Here is a 1,623-nt window from a genome sequence, read left to right on the forward strand (position 1 = left end):
AGCGTCCCGTCCGACCTGTGGGACTGGATGGACCGGCAGCGCGCGAACGGGTCGACGCTGCTCGCCGTGCCCCACAACGGGAATGCCAGCGACGGGATGATGTTCCCGGTGGGGGAGGCCTTCGGGGGGGTGACCGTCGACGCCGACTACGCCGCGGCCCGGATGCGCAACGAGCAGCTGTTCGAGCTCACCCAGATCAAGGGGACGTCCGAGGTCTACCCGACCCTGAGCCCGAACGACGAGTTCGGGGACTTCGAGATCTGGGACTACACGCTGTCGCCGGACGCCGTGCCGCCGGCCAACAAGGTGGGTGGCTATGCCCGCGAGGCCCTGATCCGGGGCATGCGGTACGAGCTGGAAGGGCGGGGTAACCCGTTCAAGTACGGCTTCATCGGGGACTCGGACACGCACAACGCCGCCGCGTCGATCGAGGAGGACAACTACACCGGGAAGTTCGGGTTCGAGCAGGAGCCGCGTCACCGCCTCGAGGGTCCTCCGGGCGTGCCCGAGTCCTCGATCCAGCAGGTTCAGCGGTTCAGCTCCGGCGGCGTGGCGGGCGTCTGGGCGGAGTCCAACACCCGCGGGGCGATTTTCGATGGCATGGTCCGCAGGGAGACGTTCGCGACCTCCGGTCCGAGGCTGCGGGTACGCATGTTCGCAGGCTACGACTATGCCGACGGGCTGATCGATCGGACCGACTGGCTGCAGGCCGCCTACGACGGCGGCGTTCCCATGGGTGGGGACCTGCCCGCTGCGCCGGAAGGCACGGCGCCGACCTTCCTCGTCGCGGCCATGAAGGAGCCGGACGGCGCCAACCTCGACCGCATCCAGATCGTCAAGGGCTGGATCGAGAACGGGGAGCAGATGGAGCGGATCTACGACGTGGCCCTCTCCGGAGGCCGGACCGATGGGAGCGAAGCGGTCGGGAACACCGTGGACGTGGCGGCGGCCAGCTACACCAACGACATCGGTGCGGAAGAGCTGATGGTCGCCTGGACGGATCCCGACTTCGACCCGGACGTGCCGGCGCTCTACTACGCCCGTGTCATCCAGATCCCGACGCCGCGGTGGTCGACGTACGATGCCGCGGCCCTCGGCATGGCGGTGCCCGAGGGGCTGCCCACCTCCATTCAGGAGCGCGCCTGGACGTCGCCGATCTGGTACACACCGTGAGGCCGGCGTAGCGTCGGGACGCGCAAGCGGCAACGGGGTGTCGACAGGGGGATCTCGCCCGACGGTCGGCACCCCGGTGGACCTGGGCGGATCGTGGGGACGTGCCCGCCCTCACGGCTCGACGGCGTCCGGGATCCCACCGCAGCCCGGCCCCCGCCTCCGCGTATAGATCACCCGGTACTCCGCCGATCCGGAGAGGCATACGCCGCATCCCGGATCCACCGCATTCCCGGGGACCGGATCGGCCACGACCTCGAATCCCAGCTCCCGGTAGAGAGCGATCATCTCCTCCGCACGGGCTCCGGCGGCGGTGAAGCGGTGCTCCCATCCCTGGGCGATGCGGCCGGGGTCGGGGCGAATGCCCCCTCCACCCGCCCGGCCATCCTCCGGAGTGCCAGGTCCGCCGAACGGGGCGCCCGGCCCTGGCCGGGGCCCCACGACGGGCAGCAC

1 protein-coding gene and 1 pseudogene are annotated in these 1,623 nt (G+C 70.4%); one reads left to right on the forward strand and one right to left on the reverse strand.

Annotation, left to right across the window (positions count from 1 at the left end; genetic code table 11):
• Positions 1–1,173, forward strand: a 1,173-nt coding sequence (locus tag AC36XV_RS07225) for a DUF3604 domain-containing protein (RefSeq protein ID WP_492203006.1), incomplete at its 5' end; no start/stop codon positions are given.
• Positions 1,174–1,284: 111 nt separating this feature from the next.
• Here the strand turns inward: AC36XV_RS07225 and AC36XV_RS07230 are convergent.
• A pseudogene (locus AC36XV_RS07230) lies at positions 1,285–1,623 on the reverse strand (hypothetical protein); the annotation flags it as partial.

The sequence above is a fragment of the Candidatus Benthicola sp. genome (assembly GCF_058719085.1).